This is a genomic window from Fibrobacter sp. (assembly GCA_024399065.1).
GTDB lineage: Bacteria > Fibrobacterota > Fibrobacteria > Fibrobacterales > Fibrobacteraceae > Fibrobacter.
On the sequence record JAKSIB010000017.1, the window covers coordinates 24210 to 50452 of the forward strand.

General features: G+C 50.7%; 18 protein-coding genes. 15 read left to right on the forward strand and 3 right to left on the reverse strand.

Going from position 1 to position 26243, the window contains the following annotated elements:
• Window positions 1-2 precede the first annotated feature (2 nt).
• The 7 genes from MJZ25_09745 (at window position 3) to MJZ25_09775 (ending at window position 11068) form a co-directional block, all read left to right on the forward strand.
• A complete protein-coding gene (locus MJZ25_09745) occupies window positions 3-3131 on the forward strand; it encodes a DUF2723 domain-containing protein (protein ID MCQ2124452.1) in 3129 nt (1042 codons plus the stop codon).
• A gap of 13 nt (window positions 3132-3144) precedes the next feature.
• Complete coding sequence (locus tag MJZ25_09750; protein ID MCQ2124453.1) at window positions 3145-4065, forward strand: glycosyltransferase family 2 protein; 921 nt, start codon at window positions 3145-3147, stop codon at window positions 4063-4065.
• An 81-nt stretch (window positions 4066-4146) separates the two neighbouring features.
• Window positions 4147-4863 (forward strand): polyprenol monophosphomannose synthase, encoded by a 717-nt coding sequence (locus MJZ25_09755; GenBank protein ID MCQ2124454.1) that lies wholly within the window; start codon window positions 4147-4149, stop codon window positions 4861-4863.
• Window positions 4864-4882: 19 nt separating this feature from the next.
• Window positions 4883-6472, forward strand: coding sequence for a glycosyltransferase (locus MJZ25_09760; GenBank protein MCQ2124455.1), 1590 nt, complete (start codon window positions 4883-4885; stop codon window positions 6470-6472).
• A 61-nt stretch (window positions 6473-6533) separates the two neighbouring features.
• Window positions 6534-6779, forward strand: coding sequence for a hypothetical protein (locus MJZ25_09765; GenBank protein ID MCQ2124456.1), 246 nt, complete (start codon window positions 6534-6536; stop codon window positions 6777-6779).
• A 15-nt stretch (window positions 6780-6794) separates the two neighbouring features.
• Window positions 6795-9950, forward strand: coding sequence for a hypothetical protein (locus tag MJZ25_09770; protein ID MCQ2124457.1), 3156 nt, complete (start codon window positions 6795-6797; stop codon window positions 9948-9950).
• The gene (locus MJZ25_09775) at window positions 9950-11068 is read left to right on the forward strand and encodes a type IV pilus twitching motility protein PilT (GenBank protein MCQ2124458.1); all 1119 of its coding nucleotides are present in this window, start codon (window positions 9950-9952) and stop codon (window positions 11066-11068) included. The genes MJZ25_09770 and MJZ25_09775 overlap by 1 nt, the downstream gene beginning before the upstream one ends.
• Window positions 11069-11210: 142 nt before the next feature.
• Here the strand turns inward: MJZ25_09775 and MJZ25_09780 are convergent, their stop codons facing one another.
• Window positions 11211-13139: a carbohydrate-binding domain-containing protein gene (locus MJZ25_09780; GenBank protein ID MCQ2124459.1), complete on the reverse strand. Its 1929-nt coding sequence runs from the start codon at window positions 13137-13139 to the stop codon at window positions 11211-11213.
• Between the two features lie 236 nt (window positions 13140-13375).
• Here MJZ25_09780 and MJZ25_09785 point away from each other — a divergent pair, with 236 nt between their 5' ends.
• From MJZ25_09785 to MJZ25_09810, 6 genes are all read left to right on the forward strand, one after another.
• On the forward strand, window positions 13376-14914 hold the full coding sequence (locus MJZ25_09785; GenBank protein MCQ2124460.1) for a hypothetical protein: 1539 nt from the start codon (window positions 13376-13378) through the stop codon (window positions 14912-14914).
• Window positions 14915-14964: 50 nt separating this feature from the next.
• Complete coding sequence (locus MJZ25_09790) at window positions 14965-16278, forward strand: U32 family peptidase (GenBank protein ID MCQ2124461.1); 1314 nt, start codon at window positions 14965-14967, stop codon at window positions 16276-16278.
• 20 nt (window positions 16279-16298) lie between these two features.
• On the forward strand, window positions 16299-16742 hold the full coding sequence (locus tag MJZ25_09795; protein ID MCQ2124462.1) for a hypothetical protein: 444 nt from the start codon (window positions 16299-16301) through the stop codon (window positions 16740-16742).
• Between the two features lie 419 nt (window positions 16743-17161).
• Window positions 17162-18583 (forward strand): DnaA/Hda family protein, encoded by a 1422-nt coding sequence (locus MJZ25_09800; protein MCQ2124463.1) that lies wholly within the window; start codon window positions 17162-17164, stop codon window positions 18581-18583.
• Window positions 18584-18585: 2 nt separating this feature from the next.
• The gene (locus MJZ25_09805) at window positions 18586-19467 is read left to right on the forward strand and encodes an NAD-dependent epimerase/dehydratase family protein (GenBank protein MCQ2124464.1); all 882 of its coding nucleotides are present in this window, start codon (window positions 18586-18588) and stop codon (window positions 19465-19467) included.
• Between the two features lie 56 nt (window positions 19468-19523).
• Window positions 19524-20819, forward strand: a complete 1296-nt coding sequence (locus tag MJZ25_09810) for a hypothetical protein (protein MCQ2124465.1) — start codon at window positions 19524-19526, stop codon at window positions 20817-20819.
• A gap of 113 nt (window positions 20820-20932) precedes the next feature.
• On the opposite strand, the gene MJZ25_09815 is transcribed toward MJZ25_09810, so the two are convergent.
• Both MJZ25_09815 and MJZ25_09820 read right to left on the reverse strand, forming a co-directional pair.
• Entirely contained in the window at window positions 20933-21514 is a 582-nt protein-coding gene (locus MJZ25_09815; protein ID MCQ2124466.1) for a peptidylprolyl isomerase, read from the reverse strand.
• A 66-nt stretch (window positions 21515-21580) separates the two neighbouring features.
• The gene (locus tag MJZ25_09820) at window positions 21581-23680 is read right to left on the reverse strand and encodes a thrombospondin type 3 repeat-containing protein (GenBank protein ID MCQ2124467.1); all 2100 of its coding nucleotides are present in this window, start codon (window positions 23678-23680) and stop codon (window positions 21581-21583) included.
• 38 nt (window positions 23681-23718) lie between these two features.
• Here MJZ25_09820 and MJZ25_09825 point away from each other — a divergent pair, with 38 nt between their 5' ends.
• Both MJZ25_09825 and MJZ25_09830 read left to right on the forward strand, forming a co-directional pair.
• A complete protein-coding gene (locus tag MJZ25_09825; GenBank protein ID MCQ2124468.1) occupies window positions 23719-23871 on the forward strand; it encodes a hypothetical protein in 153 nt (50 codons plus the stop codon).
• Window positions 23872-23873: 2 nt separating this feature from the next.
• Window positions 23874-26243, forward strand: a complete 2370-nt coding sequence (locus MJZ25_09830; protein MCQ2124469.1) for a LysM peptidoglycan-binding domain-containing protein — start codon at window positions 23874-23876, stop codon at window positions 26241-26243.

Below are 26243 nucleotides of genomic sequence, written 5' to 3' on the forward strand. Positions count from 1 at the left end.
TCGTGTTGAAAGAAAAGTGGATGAAGCATGTCTTTGCAGGAATCTCCTGCTTTATCGCTCTTATTATTTACTGCCTCACCATGGCTCCCACCGTGAGCTTCTGGGACTGCGGTGAATTCGTTGCTTGCGCAAATACCCTCGGTATTCCTCATCCTCCTGGAACTCCGTTCTTCGTGTTCCTGGCCCGTGCGGTGATTGTACTTCTTCCCTTTGTTGAAGAAATCGCAAAGCGTGTGAACTACATTTCCGTGGTGAGCTCCGCTGCCACTGTTTATGTGACCGCTCTCTTCGCTTGGGAACTTTTGGCCATCGTCCTGGATTCCGCCAAGGAAAAGGGTGAAGGCATTGTGGAACGTCTCGCCGACAAGATTTCCGGCAAGACCCGCACCATAGTTCTCGGTACCGCAGCTCTCGTTGCTGGTTTCCTCCTGACTTTCTCCGACACCTTCTGGTTCAACGCTGTTGAAGCTGAAGTGTACGGCATCGCCATGTTCATCTTGATGTTGGTCTCTTACCTCGGCCTCGTGTGGTACAAGCAGAAGGACGACGAAGATTCCAGCGACCGCATCTTGATTTTCATTTGCTACATCGCATTCCTCGGTGTTGGCGCCCACCTTTACACCATGCTTACTGTTCCTGCAGTATTCGTGTTGCTCCTGGTGGCTCAGCCGAAAAAGATCGTGGAACGCATTCCTGTGTGGATTACTGGTACGCTCCTCTGCTCCGTGATCTACATGGTTTCCGCTTTCATTGAAATCTCCCTGGCTTGCCTTGTTGTTCTCGCTATCCTCGCTGTTGCAAAGCCTTTCAAGGCTGGCATGAACCGTAGCGTTCGCCTTTCCCTGGCTTTTGCTTTCTTCGCCCTCATCGGCTATAGCACCCACCTTTATATTCCTATCCGTTCTGAACTGAACCCGACCATCGACGAAAACAACCCGGAAATCAACATCCGTGATGACCAGGGCAACCTGCAGTTGGGTAACCTCTTCAAGGCTGAAAACTGGGATGCCTTCAACGCATTTATCGAACGTAAGCAGTATGGCTCCGAAAGCATGATTAGCCGTGCCTTCTACCGCCGCGCCCGTACCGCCCACCAGTTCCTCAGCTTCCCGCACATGGGCTTCGGTGGCTACCAGATGGCTCAGTACCTGCCGTACAAGGTGGGCGAGGTGAACTATGCTAACGGCGTCTATACCTTCGATGCAGGCGACAACCAGCCGGTGGAACGCCTTGGCTTCAAGTTCCCCACGCAGATGAGCATGATGGGTGACAACACCTTCAGCCAGTTCCTTGTATTCCTTATCTTTAACGGCCTCCTGGTGATGGTTTGCGTATTCTGCTGGAAGCGCAATTCCAAGGTGGGCCTCTTCATGTCGGTCCTCTATGCACTCTGCTCCCTCGGCCTGTTGTTCTACATCAACTTCGCCGATGGTACCCGCATGGAACAGCGTGACCATGACTACTGGGTAAGCGTCATGAGCCGCAATGTTCAAGACTTGAACAGCCGCGGTGCAGGCATTTCTTCTCTCCCGGATCCCAACGACTTGATCGACATGCGTCAGAATATTGAACATGCCAAGATCCGTCAGGAAATGCTGAAGGCTCGTGGTGCCGATGCTAACGCTTTGGCTTCCATCCAGAAGGAAATCGAAGGCTATGAAAATTCCGCTGTCTGGCAGAACTGGCGCAAGATTGAAAACGGTTTTGCCCAGGTGGGTCAGCGCGCTCCGTTCCCGGAAGCAGTCCATCTTGAAGTCCGTGAACGTGACTACTTCTACACTCCGGCATTCATTGTCATGAGCCTTATTTTCGGTGTTGGCGCAGGTATCCTGGTGTTCCTCACTGCAACTGGTACCATGGCAACCCTCGCAACTCCGCTGGCAGCAGCCCTCGTGCTTGTTTCCTTTATGGTGCCCTGCATTTCAAACTACAAGGAACATGACCGTTCCGGCCTCTGGGTTCCTTGGGATTATGCATACAACCTGTTGAACAGCTGCCGCCCCAACGCTATCCTCTTTACCAACGGAGATAACGATACCTTCCCGCTGTGGTTTGCACAGGAAGTTGCCGGTATTCGTAAGGACGTTCGCGTGGTGAACCTGTCTTTGGGTAACACCGACTGGTACATCAAGCAGATGCTTGAAAACGAACCGATCCTTAAGCTCTCTTACGACAAGGCTGCCATTGACCGCGACATGGTCCTGGACAACAGCTCTGCAAATAACCCCAACCACCAGACTTCTACCTGGGTGAAGAATGCTAACCGCTTGATGCCGCAGCTCAAGCAGCGCATCGATGCTATGGAAGGCCAGCAGCTTTCTGCTGCAGATTCCGCCAAGCTCCTCCAGTTCAAGGTCCACTATCAAGTTTGGGATGCATTCACCGAATGGGCTGCACGTACTCGTAGCTCCATGATGCTCACTCAGCATAAGTTGGTTATTGACCTTGCTCTCCAGAACATGGACCGCCCCATTGAAATTTCTACCACAGTGGGCATGTCCAACTTCATGGGTCTTGAAAAGTACATGGTCCAGGAAGGCATGGTGTACAACTTCGTGAAGGGCGACCTTTCCGCTCGTCGTAACGACTTTGACGCCGCCTACACTGCAGGCTTGATTGACTCTGTCTACAAGTTCCGTGGCCTCGGCGACGGAACCGCCTACATCAACGACGAAACTGAACGTCTGCTCTCCAGCTACATCTCTTTGTACCTGCAGATTTCCTTCAATGCTCGCGACCAGATTGAAAAGCTCCGCAACACCCATCCGTTCACTGCAGCAGTCAAGGCTGAAGTGGATAGCTTGGCTCTGTCCGCAGGCAAGTACCTGGAAATGGGCATGAAGCAGTTCCCGAAGGAATGGCGTAACTACTGGGCTGCCGCATTTGTCTACCAGGCTGCCGGCATGAAGAAGGAAGCCTTGGACGCTGCAACCCGCGGTCTCCAGAATGTTCCTTCCTTCGAAGAAGGTGGTCTTGCTCGCTTGAATATGGCTGTTCGTCAGATTGAAAACATGTCCGACGAACCGCTGAAGGTCGAAGAACCTGCTCCCGCAGTAGAAGCCAAGGCTGAAGATTCCGCCAAGGCCGACGAACCTGTTGTGGAAGAACCCGTTTTTGACGCTGTAAACTAATTCGAGGTTTCGAATGGATTTAAGTATGGTCATTCCGGTCAAGGAAGAAAGCGAAAATCTTCCTGACCTTCTGAAAGAAATCGCCAATGCGATTGATCCTACGGGATATGAGTACGAAGTCATCATTATCGATGACGGAAGCCGCGACAACACTTGGGAAGTAATTGAAAACCTTTCCAAGGAATACGCTTTCCTCAAGGCTTACCGCTTCCAGTTCAACTGCGGTAAGGCTGCCGGCCTCGCTTTCGGTTTCTCCAAGGCTTCCGGCAAGTACGTTGCTACTCTGGATGGCGACCTGCAGGATGATCCTCTGGAAATTCCCAAGATGATCAAGATTCTTGAAGACGGTTACGACCTGGTTTCCGGCTGGAAGATTCGTCGCTTAGATCCTTGGCACAAGACTTGGCCTTCCAAGTTGTTCAACCTCACTGTTTCTGCAGTGTGCGGCCAGCGTCTTCACGATTTCAACTGCGGTATCAAGGCATATCGTAGTTCCGTGGTTCGCTTCATTCACCTCTATGGCGACTTCCATCGCTTTATCCCGGTGATGGCCAAGTGGCAGGGCTTCCGCATTACCGAAATGCCGGTGGCACACCGTGCCCGCGTCCATGGCGTTTCCAAGTACGGTGTTTCCCGCTTGGTTTCCGGTTTCCTGGATTTGCTTTCCCTCTTGTTCCTCCGTAGCTTTGCCGCAAAGCCCCTGCATTTCTTCGGCTTGCTGGGTCTCATCTTTGTGATGGTTGGTCTCGGCGTTAGCGGCTACTTCGGTTATGAATGGATCCAGACTGGCGTACTCCATGTGCGTCCGTTGCTCCTTGCCGGTGGTTTCTCCCTGGTGATGGGCGTTCAGTTCTTCTCCCTGGGCTTGCTTGGGGAAATGATGAACGGCAACAAGACCCAGACTTATCCGGTTGCGGAATCCATAAGGGACTAAAATCGAAAGGAAGATTCGCTTTCTAAATCGTTGTTTTGTAAATTGTCTTTGTAATTTGGAAGTTAGGATTAAGGATTTTATATGGCATACCCTAAGAGCTTAGTTATCGTACCGACCTATAATGAAAAGGAAAACATCCTTCTCATTATGTCTGCAATTCTGGAACAGAACGACTGTCTGGAAATTCTGGTTGTTGACGATGGTTCCCCGGACGGAACCGGCGACCTGGTGGAGGCCGAATCTCAAAAGAATCCTCGAATCCATTTGATCCGCCGCAAAGGCAAGATGGGCCTCGGTACCGCATACGTTACCGGTTTCAAGTGGGCCTTGGAACGTGACTACGAACGCGTGTTTGAAATGGATGCCGACTTCAGCCACTCTCCCTCAGACTTGAACCGCTTCCTGGAAGCTGCCGAAAACGGCGCCGACCTTGTCCTGGGCAGCCGCTACAAGCACAACCGTATTAGCGTTGTGAACTGGGATTTGAAGCGTTTGATCCTCAGTTACGGCGCAAATGTTTATACCCGCATGGTTACAAGACTTCCGGTGAGTGATGCTACCGGTGGTTTCAAGTGCTATTGCCGTTCCGCCTTGGAAGCTCTCGACTTGGAAAAGATGAAGAGCGATGGCTATTGCTTCCAGATTGAAACCACATTCAAGGTTTGGAAGAAGGGGCTTACCGTCAAGGAAATTCCCATCATCTTTACGGACCGTACTCGCGGCACCTCCAAGATGAGTGGCGGTATTATTTCCGAAGCTTTCTTCCTTGTCCTTAAGCTCCGCCTGGGTTTGGCATAGTCTTTAAGGTATCCTTATCATGGCTGTAGATTATTCCTGTTCCGTCATTATCGTCGCCTACAATTCCTGCGACTTTATTCCCGCATGTCTAAAGTCCGTCCGCGATGCCAGCGAAGGTATCGACACCCAGGTTATTGTTCTTGACAACGGATCCCCGGAACCTATTTCTGCAGAAATCAAGGAATTTTTCCCGGAAGTTTTTTGGATCGATTCCAAGGAAAACCTTGGCTTTGGTAAGGGCTGCAACCTGGCTGTAAAATCTGCCACCAAGCCCTACTTGTTCTTTGTAAATCCCGATACCCTTGTGTCCAGGGATTCCTTGCGCAAGGTGCTTGAATTTACCCAGGAAAATCCTGATTCCGGTACGGTAGGTAGCCGTATCCTGAATGAAGACGGTTCCTTGCAGCTGGCTTGCCGCCGTTCTTTCCCCACAACATTTTCTGCCATTTCGAAGACAATAGGCCTTGCCTCCTTGTTCCCCAAGAGCAAGTTGTTTGCTTCTTACAACATGACCTACGCCGACCCGGAACAGGTTACCGAAGTGGACGCCATCAGTGGCTCTTTCTTTTGCATGCGTAGCGAACTGTACCGCCAGCTGAACGGCTTTGACGAAGATTTCTTCATGTATGGTGAAGACCTGGACCTGTGTTTCCGTGCGAAGGCTGCTGGCTTCAAGAACTACTACACTCCTTCTACCAACATTCTTCATTTTAAGGGGCAGAGCTGCAAGACCCGCCGCTGGAAATCCTACGTGGATTTCTACAAGGCCATGATCATCTTTGTGAAAAAGCATAAGGACCTATATTTTGTGCCTTCGTTCCTGGTGACTCTGGGTATTCTGTTTGCTGCGTTCGTGGGCATGTTCTCCCGCCTGATTCCTAAGTTCTGGAAGATTTTCCTGGATTTGGGCGTGGTGGCATTGTGGGGGCTTTTGGCTGCCAACTTCTATTTTGACAATGCATGGTTGATCACGGCTATTGTTGCCCTGGTCAATATCGTATTCTTGACCTTTAGAGGGGAATACGCCAGTGGAAGCCTTAAGGGTGAGTGTTTTATCCGCTATTTGCTTCCCCTGAACTTGCTTGCTGTGGCTGGAGTGTGCTTGCCAAACATGCCTCCCTTGGATGACAAGTCTTGTGCAATGGGGCATTTTACCGATGAGTTGATGGTTTTGGAATTTTCCGTTTTGTTAATTCCCTTTGCTCTCAAGGCCTGGCGTCGTATTGCATTTTGGATAAACTATTTCTACAGAATTTTTGCCAAAAAACGTCATCGCTCCATTTTGCTGGGCGGTTCCGAAGATTCTCTGGACAGTTGGTTTGACCGTTACAATGTGATTCCGGGTATTGAAATTCTTGGCTGCGTATCTAACGACACTGCCGCCGTATCCGAAGAAAACCGTCTCCACCTTCTGGGAAAATTCTCCGAAATGGAGTCCATTTGCAACCGTACAGGCTGCCGCGAGCTCCTGGTGGTGTCCAATTCTTCCGGTTTCCGCGAAAAATACGACATAAAGTGGCTTGAAAGCCTTGGTTTACGTGTGTTTTTGCTCATAGGAAACGGCTCAAACGGCGATTATGCCCTTGTAAACCTCAAATACTTGCGTTAATTACAATTTTCTTTCAAAAATAGAGTTATCTTTTACATAAGTATATGCTATAAAGGGACTTATGTTAGACTCTAAACTTTTGGATATTCTTTGCTGCCCCGAAACCAGGGGTGCTCTTAAGATGGCTTCTGCAGAACGTTTGGCCGCACTGAACAGTGCTATTGCTGCAGGTTCTCTTAAAAATGTTGCTGGTGAATCTATTTCTGAATCCTTGACCGAAGCTTTGGAAACGGACGATGGTTCTAGAGTCTATCCTGTTCGCGAAGGAATTCCTGTCCTTTTGGCTGACGAAGCTATTCTGCTCTAATAGAGGTGATTTATTATGGTCACATTGGAAACTCTTAAAAAGTCCGTAGGCAAGAAAAACAGCAATTCCAAGATTTTCGCTTGGCTTGCTGATTTGGAACGCGCCTCCGGAGATCTGGATACCGCACTTAATCGTATCGATGGGGGATTGACCCTTTATTCCAACGATATTGCCGCCATGATTGTCCGAGCCAAGATTCTCTTCCAGAAGGAAGACTTCGATGGCTGCGTGCAGCAGTGCGACAAGATTCTTGTGAAGGATCCGTTCAACCTGGCAGCCCAGAAGATTATGGGCGACGCCTACGACAAGTTGGGCAATGTTGCAGAACGTAACCTCTGCTACCGTCGCTACCACGACATGGACCCGCTGAACAACTTCTGGAAGGATGAATACGATGTTATTCCGGATGCTGCTCTCAGTGCTGCCATGGGCGGTCTTGCCGAAGACGCATTCAATATGCCGGGTGGTGATGAAGAGTCCCTGGACTTCAACCTGAGCGAATCCGAAGGTATGTTCGACAAGAGTGTGGAAGCTGGTGCTGCCGCATCCGATGCAGCACCTGCTGAAGCTCCTGCAGCATCTCCCTTTGAAAAGTCCAATGATTCCTTTGACCTGTCTCTGGACGACGGTCCTGAAGAATCCCTTAACGCACCTGCCGAAGCTGGTGTTTCCCTTGATGAACCGGCCCCCGCTGCATCTCCCTTTGGAGGCTTCGATCTTAACGAAGAAGAAGCTCCTGCCGAAGAAGATGATCCGTTTGCAGCTTTGGCCGCTATGCTTCCCAATGGCGATGCCGCAGATGATTCCGCTGTGGAAGACCTTTCCGCTTCCTTGGAATCCGTAATGCAGTCCATCGAAGCTGGTGAACCTGCTGCCGTTGAAGAATTCCCGGTGGATGAAAACATCTCCGGAAATGATGTGAACTCCGCCTTGGCAGATATGTTCGGTTTGGATGACGACCTTGAAGCTGATGACGCTCCGGCCGCACCAGCCCAGCAGGTTGTTCTTGACGAAGAGGCGGAAGCTAACGCATCCAGCATCTTTGGCAAGCCTGCTGCAGAAGACAAGCCCATGAGCGTGGACAATGCCTTCAATAGCATTTTCGGTGAGGATGAACTTCCTGAAGAATTGCCGCAGAATACTGCAAAGCCTGAACCGGCAGTGGAAGAACCCGCTGAAGAAGTTGCTACCGCAGCTTCCGCTTTGGATGAAGACAAGCCCACTACCGTGGACAACGCTTTCGATAGCATCTTTGGTGAAGACGAACTTCCCGAAGAAAAGCCTCAGCCGGCAGCTGGCGAATGGTCTCCGGAACCCGCCGCTGAAACAGTTGGCGAATGGTCTCCGACTCCTGCTGCAGAACCTGTTGAAGCAGCAGAACCTGCCGCAGAAGAAATTGAAGAAGACTCCTTCGGTGGTGGTCTGTTCGAAAAGTCTGCAGAAGACAAGCCTACAACCGTGGACAATGCTTTTGACAGCATCTTCGGTGAGGATGAACTTCCCGAAGAAAAGCCTGCAGAAACTTCTTCTGCCGAAGCTGTGTTCGGTAGCGGTTTGTTTGAAAAGTCCGCTGGTGCAGACATCTTCGAAAAGTCTTTCGCTGCAGCATCTGAAGCTCTCGGCCTGACTGAACCTGCCGAAGAACCTGCTGCCGAAGAACCTGCTGCAGAAGAAGCTCTGGAATTGCCGACAGATGATTTTGTTCTGGATGAACCTGCTGCTGAAACTCCGGCTGCTGAATCCGCTGAAGTTGCAACCGCAGAACCTGCCGCAGAAGAGTCCACAGTTTCTGCAGAAGACTTCCTGAACTCTTTCGGCGCATTGAATCTTGATGAAGACAAGCCGGCAGAAGACTTGGCTGTTGAAGACGTTGCAGCTCCTGCTGCAGAACCTGCCGCAGAATGGTCCGTTGACGCAGCTCTTGCTGCAGAACTCGCTCCCGAAGAAGAAAAGTCTGAAGTCGCTGATGCCTTCGGTAGCATCTTCGGTGATGATGATGATCTTCCTGAAGAAAAGCCTGCTGAAGTCGCAGAAGAAGTTTCCGCCGATCCCGCAGACTCCTTCGGTAACTTGAGCTTCGGCGATGACAAGGCTGCTGAAGATTTGGTTGTTGAAGATTTGGCTGTTGAAGACGTTGCCGCTCCCGCAGAAGAAAAGTCTGAAGTTGCAGATGCCTTCGGTAGCATCTTCGGTGACGACGACGACTTGCCGGAAGAAAAGATTGCCGAACCTGTAGCACTCGAAGAACCGGTGGCTGAAGTTGAAACTCCTGCAGATCCGATGATCGCTTCTCCCATGGATTTCGTCTTGGACGACGCTCCTGCTGCCGCAGAAGAAGCCGCTTCCGAAGAAGCTCCTGTCGAAGAAAAGTTTGAAGTGGATAGTGCCTTCTCCTCTATCTTCGGTGACGAAGACGACCTGCCTGCTGAAAACGCAGCGGAACCTGTCGCTGAACCTGTTGACGATAGAACCTTGGCTGAAAAGGTGGACTCCGCAGAATCTGAATTGGAAATGCCTTCTGCTGAAGCTCAGCCTGCAACTGAAGACCTTGCCCAGGAAATGGGTGGTGCATTCGCTTCCATGTTCGGCAATGATGATGATCTTGACTTGCCGGATAGCAAGGCCTCTGCAGTAAAGGATTCTGAATCTACCGGTGCCGCAGTTGAAGAAATTGCTGCAACAGTTGGTAGCGACGAAGCTAAGTCCGACCTGGACAAGTCTTTTGATTCCCTTTTCGGTGGTGACGACAGTCTGGACTTTGGTGCAGAAAAGCCTGCCGCACCCAAGGCAACTCCCGGCGAATTGAACTCCTTGGAAACAGAAGTCTCTGGCGCATTCAAGGGCCTCTTCGATATGGAAGATGATTCTCTTGAAGAATCCATGCCCTCCAACAAGGGCGTTGATTTCCTGATGTCTGGTGATTCCGACGACGAAGTTTCCGCAAGCCTCATCAACAATCCGGATGCTCCTCTTGACCGTGGCGCACACGAATTGGACGAAAGCCTGAACACCCGCACCTTGGCAGAAATCTATTTCGATCAGGGTCTCTATGGTAAGGCTCTCGACATTTATGCAGACCTTGCACAGAAGGAACCGGACAACGCTGAAATTGCAGCACGTCTCGATGAAATCGAAAAGATTTATCGCACCAAGTTTGGAGGTAACGCATAATGGCTGAACAGCAGGCTCCGCAGACTCTCCGCATCGAACAGCTCCTTCGCGAAATGGTTAATCGCAAGGCTTCCGACTTGCATCTCCGTATTGGTGTTCCGCCGGTTTACCGTATCAACGGTTCCTTGGAACGTCCGATTCCTGTTCGTATTGACGCTTCCATGATGGACTCCTTCCTGGACGATATCATGAACCGCGACCAGAAACTGCGTTTTGAACAAAATAAGGAATGCGACTTTGCTGTGGGCGCTCGCGACATGGGTCGTTTCCGTGTGAACGTTTTCCGTCAGCGCGGAACCATCGCTATCGTTATCCGTCATATTAAGGCAAAGATTCCCGCTTTCGAAGAATTGCACTTGCCGGATGTTATCCGCAAGCTGGCCTTGACTCGCCGCGGTCTCGTTCTCGTTACAGGTACAACTGGTTCTGGTAAGTCCACCACTTTGGCTTCCATGCTGGATTACATCAACCAGCAGGAATCGGTGAACATCATTACCGTTGAAGACCCGATCGAATATTTGTACAAGGATAACAAGGCCATTATTTCCCAGCGTGAAATTGGCGTGGATACCTTGTCCTATGCAAACGCTTTGCGCGCCGCTCTCCGTCAGGATCCGGACGTTTTGCTGGTGGGTGAAATTCGTGACTTGGAAACCATGCAGATCGCCATGACTGCTGCCGATACCGGCCATATGGTGTTCGCAACCATCCATACCACCAACGCTACCGAAACTATTCACCGTGTGCTTTCCATGTACCCGCCGCACCAGCACGAAGAAATTCGTCTGCTGTTGGCTGAAGTTCTGGCTGGCATTATTTCCCTCCGCTTGCTTCCAACCAAGGATGGCGCAGGTCGTGTTCCTGCCGCAGAAATCCTGGTGAACACAGGTGCTATCAAGGAATACATCCAGGACAAGGACAAGATCGACATGGTGGAACAGGCTGTTGCTGAAGGCCACATGCAGTACGGTTCTCAGACCTTTGACCAGGCTCTGTTGGAACTTTACCAGACCGATCAGATTACCTTGGAAACTGCCATGAACGCAGCTACCAATCCGGATGACTTCGACCTTAAGGTTCGCGGTATTTCCGGCACCTCTGAACGTAGCTGGATGTAATTTTCTTTTCGCTGGCGGGTTGGTGTTAAACCTTTGCCTGCGTCGACTTGAAAATTTCAAAGCATTGAAAAAGGCTCCCCGACGAATCGGGGAACCTTTTTTTGTTGGGGTTAGGAGGATCGATGAAAGATTTTTTTTCAGCCTAGTTGTTGTAGTACACAGAGACTCCGCTGGGGAATGTGTAGCTGTTGGCGTAGCTGTTGACATTGCTTACGGTGGAAACCTGGCTGGTGCCTTGGATGTAGCTACCGGAAGTAGTGGGCTTGAAAGCGATGTTGGAATTACCGTAGTAGCTATTGGTGTTAAAGCTTACGTTGTAGCTGGTGCCCGCCTCGGACTTACTTTTGCTGAAGCCGAGAAGTGTCTTTGTGGTGAGTGTTGCTGTGCCGTCAGAGTCGAAGGAACCGCCCATGCCACCGCTGATCTGGCATTCCACCACCACAACGCCGCCGGAAATGGTCAGTTCGCCGTTGGAGTCGATGCCGTCGGTATCACCGGAACCTGTCTTTACGTAGTGTACGCCACCGGTTACAGTAAGGTGTCCGCTGGAACTGCCCATGCCGCCCATGCCGCCCATGCCTCCGCCGAATCCACCGGGACGATTGCCCCAGTTGTTGCCGCCAGTCTGCGTGCTGTTGCCGGAACCGTCGTTTCCTCCTGCTGCATTCCAGCCGTCGTCAGAGGCGTAGACGTCTGTTACGCCACCGCTGATGGTGATGTACCAGGCCTCAAGACCTTCGTAGGAGTCCTTCACGTAGACAGTGCCGTCGTTAATGCGGAGGGTGGAATCCGCATGGACACCGTCATTTCCCTTTGCGGTAATCGTTGTAAATCCGCCGTTGAAGTCGATATTCAGATTGCTGTGTACTCCGTCGTCGCCGGAAGTCACCGTGTTTTCGCCGCCGTTGATGTAGACGCGGTTCTCGGAAACGATGCCTTTGCCCATGGAATTCACCTTGATGGAAGGAACCGAGACACTATCGGAAATCATCACATAGTTGAAGGCCTGAATGCCGTCATCACCGGCCTTGATAATGTTGATGGAGCCGCCCTTGATGCTTACGATGCCCTTGCCTTCGGTAATAGTGGTATCGCTTCCGTTGACGGTGCATTCGTCACTCTTGATGCCGTCGCCGGAAGTGGCTGTGATGGTGATGTTGCCTTTTTCAACATCTACGAGTCCCTTGCCCTTGATGCCGTTGTTCTTGGCGGTGACATTGATGATGGTTTCGCCGCGGAAGCGGAGATCGTTGGAGCTCTGGATGCCGTTATTGTAGTTGCCGGTGACGTTCAAGGTGCCGGTTCCCTTGAAGGTCATATCGTCCTTGGAGTAGATGGCTGCGTTTGTGGTGTCTGTCTTGGTAACGCCGCTGCTGTTGACGTAGGTGTGTGTCTTGGTGCGGGTGCTTCCGTCGCTTAGGGTGTTGACGGTTTCACTTTTAGCAACCACGAAAGTCTTGCTTGCCATCTGAACGTAGATGGGGGCGTCGGCGGTATTTTCCAACGTGAGACCGCGGAGGTTCAGATAAACGCCAGAATCAGCCTTGGGGGAGTAAACGCGGATTTGTGCATCTGCACCCTTGTAGCTTCCGCTAAAGTCGTAGTCGCCGGCGCACTTGATCAAGACTTCGCCGCCGTTTACGGTAACGCAACCGTTGTCACTTGCAACGCTAGCGCCTGCGGTAGAATAGGTAATGACAGGATTGTTTCCGTTGGAAACGTGTTCTTCATCTTCCGGGGTAATTGTGCCGACGCTGTTGCCACCGTTGGGCGGGACAATGCCTGCGCTGCTAGACTCGGGAGTCAAAATGCCTGTAGAACTAGAGGAGGCAGCACCGGGGCCGAGAATACCTGGGCCGGAAATTCCTGCTACGCTGCTGGAACTGATGTCCAGACCTGGATTTCCTATGTTCGGATCGCCAGGACCAATTGCAGGATTTTGATTTTCAATTTCAGAAATTTCGGGGGAGGAAGGATTGCCTTCGTCGGAACATGCTGCCAAAAGCCCGAAGGACAAGGATACTAAAGCTGTTACACTTGTGCGTGTAACCTTTATATTCTTAAAGTTCATTATTTTTCCCTTTTTACACCTAATAAAACACTCTTGTTTTTTGAAATTAATTAGACGGGATATAGTTGGAAAGGTTTTATCCACGTTTTTTTTTTGAATCGAAGTGTGTAAAAAATGTGTTGTTATGCAAGGTGGAACAAATTTGCCCAAAAACCTTTGCTCTAGGGCATTTCCTTGAAACTCTTTTTGAAAAAAAGTTATTTTTGTGAAAACAGATTCTTGAAAAATCAAACATTATGAAAATTCAGATTTTAAAGCCCGTATTGGGTCTTTTTGTCGCCGTATTTGCGACTGTTGCGTTTGCCGCTTCTCCTGTCCTGGGACCGGAAAACGTCCGTAACCTACGCCTTCTTGAAACTTCCCCGATGCTTTTTGAAATGCATCGTGTTACGACGAATAATGGTCGCCAGTTCTTTGCTTACCCGCGTCGTGATACTACGTTCCGCAAGAATTTCCTCAAGTCTGAAAATAATGCCCTGCTTGGTTATGACAATGTCTATGGCGGCTATGTCAACGGCCGTGTTGCAGACACCTTGACCAATGTGCCCAAGATTGCTCTCGCAGTTTCCCTTGTGGGCGGTATGGATTACCGTGGGGGAGAATCCTTGAAGGATACTATTTGGCCCAGCATCGATGGCGGTATCTACATTCGTGGCTTTGCCGATTCTGTGGATTTCGTTTTGGATGCACGCATTTATAACGAAGGTCATTCCGCAAGCCATCCCAAGTCCTTTGATGGAGAATTTATTGAATTCCAGAAGGGCGAAAATAATTCCGGCGTGGAATACACAAGTTTTGCCCGTTATCGTACCCACTTTGCCGTTAACTACAATTGGGCTCGACTGGACTTTGGCCGCGATGTCATGCACTGGGGTCCGGGTTACTACAACAACCTGACCTTGAACCAGTTCGCTCTCCCTTACAACATGCTGTCCCTGGATTTGACCTTTGGTCCGTTGCATGTGCTTTCCTTCTACGGGGATTTGCGCATCGATTCCAACAGCATGAGCATCAAGAACAAGGCTGACAGAAATCTCTTTGGTCACCGTTACGAATTGGCTGTGGGTGATGCAACTTTCGGCATTAGCGAGTTGCAGGTCCTGTATGATGAATTCAAGCCTTGGCTTTTTGTGCCCACGGCTCCGCTCTTTATGGAAAAGGGCAACTACAGCGAACGTACCAATAATGGATCCTTGTCCCTGGACTTCAACTATCGCTTGTTCCAGACGGTTCGTATCTACACGGAATTCCTGCTGGATGATATGGAAAGTCCGGTCAGCTTGATCAAGAACGATAACATCGAAGCCAAGTGGGCTTGGATGGCTGGCTTGCAGGCAGCCCATGATTTTGAAATCAAGGGACATCTGTTGGAAACCGGTACCATTGCGGAATACGCAAGAATCGAACCTTATGTGTATTCCCACTTCCATCCCAATACCGCCCAGCTGGCACATCTTGGCCGTCCCCTTGGAAATCAGAATGGCCCCAATAGCCAGACCATCGACTGGACTTTGTATGCACGCTTGGATAAGCACATTTTTGCTGCAGTCCGTAACACTTGGCTGTGGAAGGGAGCAGATTATGGTAGCGCGGTCAACGATACCACACCTTCTTCCAACCATATGAACCTTCCCAAGGAATTTATCAAGGATGCCAAGATGCAGTATTCCTTGACGCCTTCTATCAGTTATGAAGGTCAGTATGTCAGCTATATGGGCGAGTTCACCTTCTTTGACGACAAGAAGGTTTATGTCCGTGCCGGATTTAAGTGGTAACTAGGAAACCTTGTTCCTCGAACCTCAAACCTCGAACCTCGAGCCTAATTATGTACAAACCTGAACTTCTCGCTCCCGCTGGTGATCTGACCCGAATGAAGTATGCCTTTGCATATGGCGCCGATGCCGTTTATGCAGGTCAGCCGGCTTTCTCACTCCGTGCCCGCGAAAACGGTTTCAAGAACTTGAATGACCTTGCCGAAGGCATTGCCTATGCCCACAAGTTGGGTAAAAAGTTCTATCTCACCAGTAACGTGATTGCCCGTAATACCAAGGTTGAAGCTTTCCAGAAGGCTCTGCTTGAAGCAATCGACCTGGGTCCGGATGCGTTGATCGTTGCTGACGCCGGTGTTATCGGCTGGCTCCGTCAGGTGCGCCCCAACGTCGAAGTTCACGTTTCTGTACAAGCTAATACCACAAACTTTTTGACGGCAAAGTTCTGGCACGACCTGGGCTGCACCCGCGTTATCCTCAGCCGCGAACTGCGTCTGCCTGAAGTTCTTGAAATCAAGGAACGTAACCCGGGCCTGGAACTGGAAGTGTTTGTACATGGTGCAGTCTGCATGTCCATGTCTGGCCGCTGCATGCTTTCCAACTGGGTGACCCACCGCGATGCAAACCAGGGCGCCTGCGACAACTCCTGCCGTATGCCGTACCGCCTGTACGCCAACGAAGGACCTCAGGTGGAAGACTACAAGGAACACGAGGGTAACTTCACCTTGCAGCGTACCGACCGTCCGGAACTGGATCCCATCGCTCTTGACGAAGACACTTGGGGAACCTACTTCATGAGTAGCCGCGACCTCTGTGCCTTGGAAGTAATTCCGGAATTGCTGAAGGCGAAGTTGGAATCCTTCAAGATTGAAGGCCGCACCAAGTCCGTCTACTATCTGAGCCAGGTGGTCCACACTTACCGCATGGCTATTGACGCCTGCATGGCTCAGGCTGCCGCAGGTGAGGAAATGTCCATTCCCGAAGAAAGCCGCCGATCCCTTTCCTTCCTGGACGGTCGCGGATTTATGTCCGGCTTCATGAAGGGCCCGCTTCCGCAGAACTACGAATCTACCCACACCGCTGCCGAAGGCGGTTGCGTTGCAGCCCAGATTCTGGACTACGACGAAGCCTCCCATTCCTTCCGCGTGAACGTGAAAAATCCCTTCACCATGGACGATTCCCTGGAATTGATGCTTCCTGAAGGTATGACACCGTGTGACGTTGTATCGATGAATGATTTCCGCGGTAGTGCAGTGGATAGACTGAATCCGGGTACCGAAGGCCGTGTTTTCTTATCCAAAAATATTACAATAAACACACAAAGTGCTGAATTTGGCTTTTTTGTAAGGAAAAATGCCCAAAATCCGTAGTTTTTACTTAATTTTGAACTATGGCAGCCGACGAAGCTACAAAGAAACAGAGTGAGCTAGAGCTTTATCAGATTGATGATGAAGCTATCATTCCGTTCTTCGAGAATCACCTCGAAGATTTGAGGAAGTTCATTCAGGATCGTACGCCCCAGAACCTTTCCTTGCTGGAGATTCTGAAGCAGTTCATCCGCACCTACAAGCTTCCGTTCAACATGCAGCGCTACATGGCGGTTCAGACCACTTATATCAAGCAGACTCTCCAGGAAAAGATGCAGGACCGTCAGATGGCGGTGAGCCGCTGGATCCAGGAAAACGCTAGCCGTCATCGCAGCCGCATGATTCAGCTCCAGTGCCTTTACCTGGACCGCATCAAGGAACGCCTCCTTCCCGAAATCGAGAAAATGCTGGACGAAAAACTTGAGCAAAAGCTGGGTGAACTCCAGGAAAAACAAACAAAGCTGTAACTAATTGATTTTCAACGACTTATATAAAAAAGTGCTTAAATTCGCCTAAAAAGGGCGATTTTTTTTGTTTATAAGATTTTCGCAAGTTTTGTGACGTCAAAAAAATTACCCAATTTTTTGTCAACCCATGGTTCAAAATTTTTCCGTTGATAAGTTGTGGAATTCATAGGGATGCTTGTTTGGTTCTATCGTGATTAAACAAGTGAGTAACTGTATAGTTAGGGACACAAAATGGGAATAAAAAATATTTGCCGTTTTTGGCCCAAAATCCCCAATTAAAAAGTTTTTTCAAAAAAAGGAGCCTCTTTCGGGGGGCTTTACTTAACTTTTGCATTGTCTTTTTTCTCATTTCTACTATCTGGGTGTTCGTGTCGAATACGGTTTCTTTATTAGATGTAGTAACTTCACCGTGGGAGTCGGTGTTGTCACTCGTACGTGCCGAATGTAACGACTATTTTGGCCTTACCATTCTTGATGCGGTAGGGTTCGAAGGTTTTTGCGACGGCTACGCCTTGCTTACTGTTCCTGATGAATTGCGTCAGAACTGGGTAAATTCCCATTATGGCGCTATTTTGCGCAAGTCCTTTGCTTCTGTCTTTGGTTCTGAATTCAAGGATTACAAGATTCGCCAGACGGCGCAGTCTGAAATTCCTGAAATGAAGCTTTCTGCGCCTGTTGCCCCTGCGCTTCCGGCTGTTGCCCGCGTGAAGCCCAAGGCTAAGGTTGCTGCAAAGCCCAGGCTTAAGCTGTACGCCGGCTATACTTTTGAAAAGTTCATTGAGGGTGACTGTAATTCCACTGCCCTTAGAGCTTGCAAGTCCGTTGCCGAAAATCCTGGCGATCCTTCCTTGAATCCGCTGTTCGTGTACGGCAATTCCGGCTTGGGCAAGACTCATTTGCTGCAGGCTATTGCTGCCCGCATGCAGAAGAGCAAGCCCCAGACCAACGTGGTCTACTGCCACGCCTACGATTTCCTGCGTGACGCTACCGCCATGGCCAAGGCTCTCAAGTTCAAGACCGGTAATGTCCGTGAACTTGCCCAGGCTTTCCAGGACAAGTACGAGAACTGCGATATTCTTTTGCTGGACGATGTTCAGCTTATTGAACGCGGTATTACTACCCAGGAACGTTTGGCCATCCTCATCCGTCATCTCCGTGATCACGGCAAGCAGGTGGTGATTTCCTGCGACCGTCATCCGTCCAAGTTTACCCGTGCTGTAGACGAAGCTGATTTCAAGTCCAAGGTGAGCGCAGGCGTTCCCTGCATTTCCTCCAAGTTGCTGGCTCCGCTGGATTCCTGCGTGGCTGTGGGTCTGGACGAACCGGATCTCAATACCAGAATGCGTTTGATTCAGCAGAAGTCCGAAAAGATTCCTTTCGTGGACCGTGACCGTGAAGAAATCTGCCGCTTCCTCTCCATTCCGCCCCGCCAGAACTTCCGTGTTCTGGAAGGCCTCCTGGTGACTCTCGGTGCAATGAACGATCTCTGCCAGCAGAATCTTGACTTGCAGACTGTCAAGCGCCTGCTGAGTTCCAACGAATCTTCCAGCACTGGCGAAATTACTCCCAAGAGCATTTCCGAAGTGGTTGCAGCTGAATTCGGTGTAGACATGGTTGTTCTCGCTAGCAAGCGTCAGGATGCCAAGGCTTCTCTGCCCCGCAAGGTTGCCATGTACCTCTGCCGCGAAATGACTACGGAATCTCTGCAGAACGTTGGAGCAATGTTCAATCGCGATTACGCCACAGTTATCGCCGCCATTCAGTCCATCAAAAAGCAAATGGATAAAGACGAAAGCCTTATGCAAAAGGTTCAGGATATCCAGTATTTGCTGGAAGCCTAGCAATGCTTGCTTTGGTGACTGGAGGTGCCGGCGTCGTAGGGAAGGCGCTGTGTCGGGAGCTTTTGCAACGCGGTGTGTGTGTGCGCGTTCTTACGCTTCCGGGCGATACTCTGGTGAATGCTTTGCCGAAGGAAGTCCAGGTGTTCTATGGCGACGTTACAAAGCCTGAGACACTGAAGGACGCCTTTGAAGGGGTAGACTTGGTCTACCATCTGGCTGCCATTCTTCTTTCTACCAAGAAAGGTTCTTTTGACAGAATCAATGCCGGCGGTACCCGTAATGTGGTTGATGCCGCCATCGCTGCAGGCGTAAAGCGCCTGCTTTATGTTTCCAGCATTTCCGTGACCTACCCGGTGCTTACGGAGTACGGCCAGAGTAAACTGAAGGGCGAATCCATCGTGAAGGAAGCGGGGGAGAAGCATGGCCTCCAGTGGACCATAGTTCGTCCCACCCTTGTGATTGGCGATGGCGGCGGCATCGAGTTCAAGATGTTCGCTAACTACGTCAAGCGTTTCCCGGTTTATTTCATGCCTGGTGGCGGAAAGAGCCTCAAGCGCCCCGTTCGCAGCGTGGATCTGGTGCAGGGAATTGCTGCAGCAGGCCTTTCCGAACATGCCGCGGGCAAGACCTACGCCTTGGCCGGATCACAATCTATGACCATGGCGGAAATGGCCAAGGCGGTCCTGCGCGAAAACAAGATGCACCACGTGATGGTTCCCGTACCCTGGTGGATTTCCCGCAAGCTTGCGGTTCTTAAAAGCTGGATCGGCGGTAGACCCGTAACAGCGGAACAGGCCCTGGCAGGCTTCCTTTACGACGCAAATCCGTCAATAGATGCAGCTTTCCGTGATTTAGGCTACCAACCAGGCGCTCCTTTGGAATAGCGCGGTTGCTTTATCTCAAAAAACTTGTATATTGAGGGTAAATAAAGAGGTGTTTTATGAAGATTAGCTTTCATAATGCGTTTTATGGCGTAAGGTATATTGCTGCGGCAGCCATGGTTTCCTTGGCTCTTGCCGCTTGTGGTGACGACGGTCCTACAAAGAGCGAAAATATTGAACATGGCGATAAGGACGTTAGCTCTAGCAGTATTTCCAAGGATGACGGAAAGTCCTCTTCTTCCAAGAAGGGTTCCTCTTCCGACAGTAAGAATTCCTCTGATAGCAAGAATTCATCCGACAGCAAGCCGTCCTCCTCTTCTTCTGTAAAGGGCGACCAGCCGGCCTCTTCCTCTTCTGAAAAGGTTGAAGTCCCCGAAGGCGCACGTGCTGCAACTTTGGAAGACCTTGAAAAGAACATGTCCCTTGGTGAAATGTTCGGAACCACGGTTTACATGGCTACCGGTACAAAGCAGGGTCTGTTCTCCCTTTGGATTCCCGATACCGCATGGATTGCCGTAGCTTCCGACTTTAGCGATGGCGTTCTGAACGTCAATAAGAACGTTGCCGCTTTCACTGGCGTTTCCGGCTCTACCACAGCCGACTCCATGAAGGCCTTGCTTGATGATGGCCTCAAGATTAACTTTGTTGTTGATGACGATGTTGTGCAGTTCTCCATGGATGGTGGAAAGACCTATAAGAACGTAGGCTCAGCAACGGTCAAGTTGAGCGATAAGAGACTGTCCAAGGGTGAAGACCTGAAGAACGTCAAGCTTTCTTGCAAGAATGGTGACAAGACAGAAGAATATTCCTTCTATGAAGGCCGTTACCATGTTGAAGTCAAGTCCGGTGACAAGGTTGAATCTTGGTCCGCAGGTTATTACGATATTCAGCGTAGCCATTTGATGATGCTCCCGAAGTTCTTCGATGGCCAGGTGAATTCCATGACGACCTTCTGGGTTGAGCCGGAAACCTACAATCTCAGCTTCTACAACACAAAGCTTGATTGCGATAAGTCTGCTCTCGAATACACTGCCGTTACCGCCAAGGATTTGGTCAACGAATGGGAAGCAACCGAAGGCGACTATGAATGGACCTTCGAATTGAAGTCCAGCAAGGAATTCGACATGTCTGCTGTCAAGGGCGGTTCTTTGGTACAGTCCAAGAGAGGCTTGTGGGATGTCTATGGTGACATGCTGTTCCTCCATGCCACTGCTTGCCGTGACACCAAGACTTGCACCCAGGTGGTCAAGGGTTACGTTGGTGAATTGGATCCCAAGGTTGGCTTTGAAATTGACCATAACGACAAGGCTGAACCTCTGATGCCTACTGTCTGGACTCTTCCGCAGTACGAATAAGATCGGATAATGTTTTGTAAAAAAAGCCTCGGTGAAAACCGAGGTTTTTTGTTTGCATAAAAAAAACGCCGGCATTTCGCCGACGTTCTTAAATAGCCTTGGGCTTTAAAGGATTACTTATCCTTGCACTTGCATTCACCTTCGCCACCGCACTTGCAGTCGCCTTCGCCGCCGCATTCGCATTCGCCGTCCTTGCCGCCGCAGCATTCGCCTTCGCCCTTGCCGCACTTGCACTGATGCTGCTGGAACGGAGCCAGGTCTTCTGCGGTTGCTTCGCGAACTTCAACAACTTCAATGGCGAAGTTGAGGTTCTTGCCTGCCAATTCGTGGTTAGCGTCGATCACAGCCTTGTCGCCGGAAACGGACTTGATGCGGATGGGCATGGGGCCTGCCGGAGTCTGTGCGTAGAACTGCATGCCTGCTTCAACCTTGTCCACACCCTGGAAAACAGTGAGGGGAACTTCCTGAGTCATGCGTTCGTCGTATTCGCCGTAGCCTTCGGACGGAATAACCTTCACGTCAAACTTGTCGCCCACTTCGTGGTCGACCATTGCCTTTTCGAGGCCCGGGACGATCATGTGCATGCCCTGGATGTACTGGAGGGGGTCGCGGCCTGCAGAAGAGTCGATGACCTGGCCTTCGTCGGAGGTGAGGGTGTAGTGCATGAGGACTACGGTCTTGTCTGCAATCTTCATAAAAAATCCTTTTAGTTTGTGCGAACTGTATTGTTCAACTTTAGGTTGTGCAATTTAGAAAAAACTTTATTCCTGCAAGGTGAACGGAGTCAATCGAACACCGTTGGATTCGTCGTTTCTGTTGGAAATGGCCTTGGGAAGTTTCTTTTCGAAGCCTTCGTACTTCAAGCGTTCTTCGCTGATGCCCTTGTATTCCAGGTAGTCGTAAATTGCCTTGGCGCGGTCATCGGCAAGAGACTTTTGCGGTGCGGCGCACTGGATTTCCAGAGCGATAGGGTACTGGCGCATGTTTGCCACGATGTCATTCAATGCGGTGTAGCTGGAATTCAGGAAGGTGGTGTCCTTCTTGAACTTGATGCGCCTTGCGATGGCGTTGAAATTCAAGCGGTCGTTCATAGGACAGCCCTTGTTGTCTACGACGACCTTCTTGAAGGAGCCTGGGCATTGGTCAATCCAGTCTGCAATGCCGTCGCCGTCAGAATCGATGGGGCAGCCGAGGCTGTCGATAGGTGCGCCTGCTGGAGTGTTAGGACATTTGTCTTCGTCATCGAAAATGCCGTCGTTGTCTTTGTCTACGCGGCAACCGTTTTCGTCTACCATGACTCCGGGAATGGTTTCCGGACACTTGTCCTTAATGTCGGGAACGCCGTCGTTGTCCGTATCCAGAGGACAACCGTCGCTATTCACAGGTTCGCCTTCCACGCTGTTGGGGCACTTGTCCAGATCGTCGGGAACGCCGTCCTTGTCATAATCCAGGGGGCAGCCTTCGGTGTTGATGGATATGCCTTCGGGGGTGCCAGGGCACTTATCCATGTTATTTACGATACCGTCGTGGTCTTCATCTAGAGGGCAGCCGGTTTCATCTACAGGCTCGCCTTCGGGAGTACCAGGGCACTTGTCGTTGTTGTCGTCAATGCCGTCTCCGTCGGTGTCCAAAGTACAACCCTTGGCATCAACGGCAAAGCCTTCCGGTGTTCCAAGGCACTTATCCTGGTAGTCGAAAACGCCGTCCTTATCCGCGTCGATAGGGCATCCGTTGAAATCCACTTCAAGTCCGAGGAGGGTTCCCGGGCAAAGGTCCACGATGTTCAACACGCCGTCTTCATCTTCGTCCACAGGGCAGCCACGGGAGTTTACGGTCATACCGTGGTTGGTGTTGGGGCACATGTCTTCTCTGTTGATGACTCCGTCGCCGTCGGAATCCACCCAACTCATATTGATGCTCTTGCTTAAGGTTACGCCGATTCCAAGGTTCGGGGAACCAAGGGCGTTATACTTGACTGTGTTTTTGCTGGACAACAAGTTGATGGAAAGTCCGTCGTCGGGATTTTGACCTCTGAAATAGTTGAGGCCCACATCGCCAGAAATGGTGATGGTGAAGTCCTTGGGCAAGTGCATGCGTAGCGCCGGAGTAAACCTGAAGGGGCTGGACAGGACATTCTGGGCGATGTAGCTACTGTGCATCGGAGTTTCACCGGAAATTTCAAGGATGACGGACAAAATCTTTTCGGGAAGGATGGTGAGACCCACACCCCACAAAATATCGCTTTCGGTATTGCTGATGACTTTCAAGATACCTACGTAGGAGCTAAGTTCCGAGGTGCCGAAGTTGATGGTGGCGTGAGCGTAGCCTGCGATGCCGAAATTTTTAGCCGTGTAGGCGTAGGCGTCTCCACTGGAATGGCGGAACCAACGATGTCTGGGGCGGAAACCTGCCACAGGTGTGCCTGTAGGAATGTACAACTCGGTGCTGGCTCCGAAAATCCAGGAGTCGTTGATGGGAATGGAACCCTTGGCGCCTAGCTGCAGATCGCCAAACCCGAAACTATTTGATGTAGATCCTTGGACCTTGCTGTCGTAATGGAAGGGGAGGCGGATATTCAGTTCGAGGTTGTCCAACACGCTGAAACTGAAGAAGACGGATTCATCGTTGGAAGATGTATTTTCGTCGATTTCAATCTTGTCGCCATCACCATTGATGTAGTAGCCTTCCATACTCATGGACTTGCTGTCGGTAACCATTTCGAAGCTACCTGAAATAAACAAGGTGCCCTGCTCCATTGTTGCTGCAGATGGTACATGGACACCCGATGCCGAACGACCGATGCCGACCTGGGCAAAGGCTGCGGATGCAAGGCTTGTGAGTATGATAAGAGACTTCTTCATTTAAGCGCTCAAGAAATTTAGTATATTTGTCCACCAAAGTGAAAAAGAGTTATTCAAATCAAGAACTGCCTAGCTGGCATAGAAAGGCCCAGAAGGGATACCGAGTCAATCGTGTTGTCATTATTTTACAGATGGTGGCTTCCTTGGTGATGTGCGGTGTGCTTTTGTACGGCATGATGAAATTGGCATAGTGATGGGATTGGTGAAACAGTTGAAGTGTACGGTGTTCTTGGCTGCCGCGATGGTTCTCGCTGGCTGTGCATCGAACAAACCCGCTGTAGAAACCAAAACGGTGTCTGCCGAGGCAACGTCTATTCCCGTTCAAGTTTCCGATACTACCTCCTATTCCGAAGTCGCCCTGCAGGAAAAGGTATCCGATTCCCTGGCAGCACGACAGTCCTGGACCTATTACCAGTATGCCCTGCAGGCTATGGATAACCAGGAATGGCAACTTGCAAGGCGCTACTTAGATGAATCCTTGCGTCAGTTGGTTGCAGAAAGGAACGATACCACTCATACAGGTTTTTCTTCTGCGGAAGATTCTTTGTACCACAAGCAGATGCCGGAACGCATCGTTAGCGCCATGGACGAAGTTTATCCCAACTTGAAGACCGAGGTTGAGGGTAGTACCGAAAATTTCGTCCGTAACGAAGTCTCCAACGAAGGTGTGGAAAACCTGGACGAAAATGCCGCTGACAGCGCCTCCCTGCAGGTCATTGAAAGTTTCCTGGATACCTTGGACGTTTCCCAGTTCTCCCTGCCGGTGGAATTCAACGAACGCGTGATGCAGGAAATCTTCTATATGACAGGTTCTGCACGCTCCTTTATGGAAGGCTCCCTGAATCGTAAGACCGCCTACGACTCCATGGTGTATGCAAAGCTTGAAGAAGCCAAGATGCCTCGCGACTTGATTTACCTGGCCTTGGTGGAATCGGGTTTCAAACTGAAGGCCTACAGCCGCGCCAAGGCTTCCGGCATGTGGCAGTTTATTCCTGAAACTGGCAAGCGTTACGGTGTTGATGTGGACTACTGGGTAGACATGCGCCGCAATCCGGAACTTGCAACCGATGCTGCCGTCAAGTACTTGAGCCGCCTTCACGACGAGTTCAACGACTGGCTTTTGGCTATGGCCGCCTACAACTGTGGCGAAGGCCGCGTCCGCCGCCTTGTCCGCGAAATGAAGGAAGACTCCACCCGCGATTCCAGCCTTGCCGTGACCTACTGGGATTTGGAACTTCCCAAGGAAACCATGCGCTATGTGCCCCGTATTTTGGCCGCCATGGTCATTGGTCATTTCCCGGAACAGTACGAAATGACTGTGGGCAGGCAGTACCGCCCGGAATTCGATACGGTAACGGTGTTCGATTCCTTCCCGTTGGAAGAAGTGGCTAAGCTCCTCCGCGTCAAGGAAGATACCCTACGCGCATTGAACATGGAACTGGTGAAGTGGTGTACTCCGCCTAACAGGGATTCCTATTTGCTCCGTTTGCCGGTGGGTACCCGCGAAAGATTTGTGGACGGCTACGACAAGATGGAAAAGAACACCTTCTCCAGCTGGCACCACCACAAGGTCCGCAAGGGTGAAAACCTCGGTGTCATTGCAAAGCAGTACGACATCCGCGTCTCCGAGCTTCAGCAGGCAAACGACATGAAGACCACCCGCATTCGCGCCGGTCAGACTCTGCTTATTCCTATCAAGGTCACTCCCAAGCCCAAGTCCAAGAATTCCGCACCCCGCAAGCCTGAAAAGGTTCGCACCTATGTTGTAAGGAACGGCGACAACATGGCTTCCATCGCCCGCAGGTTTGGTGTTTCCCAGGAAAGCCTCCGCATCTGGAATTCCATGGATGTCACGTCCTTTGTTAATGAAGGTGACACAATCTACGTTTCCAAGCCGGAACTGAAGCCTAGTCCGGAATCAAAGTCCGTCACGGATGCTGCGTCCAAGGCTCCCGTGGAACGTCCGAAACTTGCCAAGGGTGAACGCTATGTGGTCAAGGCTGGCGATTCCTATAGCGAAATCGCTAAGGCTTATGATGTTCCTGTGTTGCTCCTGATTCAGGCGAACCAAGGGTACAAGAACCGCCTCACCGTAGGCGACTCCCTGGTGATTCCGCAGTTTGTTCGTAAGCCTGCCGCCAAGGCTCCTGCAAAAACCGCCGCAGCAGAAAAGAAGCAGGAAAAGCCTGCAAAGTCTTCCAAGGCAAGCAACGAAAAGACTTCTATCTATACCGTTAAGGCTGGTGACAACCTGAGCGCCATCGCCCGTAAGTACGGCACTACCGTGGCTAAGATCCAGGCTCTGAACAACATGGGAACCAACACCAACATCGATATTGGTCAAAAGCTGAAAGTCGCTGGTGAAGCCCCTGCAGCCTCCGCCGCAACCTCCTCGAATTCCAGTGCAAATTCTGGCGAAGGCCGTATCCACACGGTACAAAAAGGCGAAAGCCTATGGGACATCTCTCGCCAATACAAGGTCACGATTGAAGAAATCGTCAAATGGAACAACTTGAACGACACCAAGATCAAAATGGGCGACAAGTTGAAAATCAACAAGTAA

What these genes read in the sequence shown, in the direction of transcription:
- MJZ25_09750 (MCQ2124453.1), top strand. Translation starts at nt 3,145, where the DNA reads ATGGATTTAAGTATGGTCATTCCGGTCAAGGAAGAAAGCGAAAATCTT.
- MJZ25_09755 (MCQ2124454.1), top strand. Translation starts at nt 4,147, where the DNA reads ATGGCATACCCTAAGAGCTTAGTTATCGTACCGACCTATAATGAAAAG.
- MJZ25_09760 (MCQ2124455.1), top strand. Translation starts at nt 4,883, where the DNA reads ATGGCTGTAGATTATTCCTGTTCCGTCATTATCGTCGCCTACAATTCC.
- MJZ25_09765 (MCQ2124456.1), top strand. Translation starts at nt 6,534, where the DNA reads ATGTTAGACTCTAAACTTTTGGATATTCTTTGCTGCCCCGAAACCAGG.
- MJZ25_09770 (MCQ2124457.1), top strand. Translation starts at nt 6,795, where the DNA reads ATGGTCACATTGGAAACTCTTAAAAAGTCCGTAGGCAAGAAAAACAGC.
- MJZ25_09775 (MCQ2124458.1), top strand. Translation starts at nt 9,950, where the DNA reads ATGGCTGAACAGCAGGCTCCGCAGACTCTCCGCATCGAACAGCTCCTT.
- MJZ25_09780 (MCQ2124459.1), bottom strand. Translation starts at nt 13,139, where the DNA reads ATGAACTTTAAGAATATAAAGGTTACACGCACAAGTGTAACAGCTTTA.
- MJZ25_09785 (MCQ2124460.1), top strand. Translation starts at nt 13,376, where the DNA reads ATGAAAATTCAGATTTTAAAGCCCGTATTGGGTCTTTTTGTCGCCGTA.
- MJZ25_09790 (MCQ2124461.1), top strand. Translation starts at nt 14,965, where the DNA reads ATGTACAAACCTGAACTTCTCGCTCCCGCTGGTGATCTGACCCGAATG.
- MJZ25_09795 (MCQ2124462.1), top strand. Translation starts at nt 16,299, where the DNA reads ATGGCAGCCGACGAAGCTACAAAGAAACAGAGTGAGCTAGAGCTTTAT.
- MJZ25_09805 (MCQ2124464.1), top strand. Translation starts at nt 18,586, where the DNA reads ATGCTTGCTTTGGTGACTGGAGGTGCCGGCGTCGTAGGGAAGGCGCTG.
- MJZ25_09810 (MCQ2124465.1), top strand. Translation starts at nt 19,524, where the DNA reads ATGAAGATTAGCTTTCATAATGCGTTTTATGGCGTAAGGTATATTGCT.
- MJZ25_09815 (MCQ2124466.1), bottom strand. Translation starts at nt 21,514, where the DNA reads ATGAAGATTGCAGACAAGACCGTAGTCCTCATGCACTACACCCTCACC.
- MJZ25_09820 (MCQ2124467.1), bottom strand. Translation starts at nt 23,680, where the DNA reads ATGAAGAAGTCTCTTATCATACTCACAAGCCTTGCATCCGCAGCCTTT.
- MJZ25_09830 (MCQ2124469.1), top strand. Translation starts at nt 23,874, where the DNA reads ATGGGATTGGTGAAACAGTTGAAGTGTACGGTGTTCTTGGCTGCCGCG.